General features: G+C 73.3%; 1 pseudogene. It reads left to right on the top strand.

Going from position 1 to position 521, the window contains the following annotated elements:
- A pseudogene (locus B7L92_RS38325) lies at positions 1-521 on the top strand (hypothetical protein); the annotation flags it as partial.

Here is a 521-nt window from a genome sequence, read left to right as displayed (position 1 = left end):
CGGCGGCAGCGCTGCCGCCGGTCGCCCGGCTGCTGACCGAGAGCGACCAGGCGCGTCTGGACGAGGTCGTGCTCGGCTGGCTCTGGGAACTGTTCCGGGGCGAAGGGGTGTTCCGGACCGGCGGCGAACGGTGGACCGCCGACGAACTGCAGCGGCGTCTGCGGATCGCCGACGGGCAGTCCCGCCTCTTCGCCGAACTGCTGCGCGTGCTCACCGTCGCCGGTTTCCTGTACGACGACGGCAGCGCGCTGTCCGCCACGGACCGCCCGGCCCCGACCGACCCGGAGAACGAGCTGGTCGCGCTCTGCGCAGGGCAACCCGCGCTGAACCGCATCGACCGGCTGCTGAGGCCCTGCATGCACCACCTGTTCGGGGTGCTCCGCGGCACCGTCCGCGCGACCGAGGTGATGTTCCCCGGCGGATCCACGGAGCTGGTGGAGGGCGCGTACCGGGGCAGCCCGGTGGTCGACCGCGCCAACGAACTCGTGGTCGCCGCCTTGCTGGACCGGGTGGGCCGGTTC

The organism is Streptomyces viridosporus (genome assembly GCF_002078235.1).
Lineage (GTDB): Bacteria > Actinomycetota > Actinomycetes > Streptomycetales > Streptomycetaceae > Streptomyces > Streptomyces viridosporus.
This window is presented reverse-complemented; position numbering and strand designations above follow the sequence as displayed.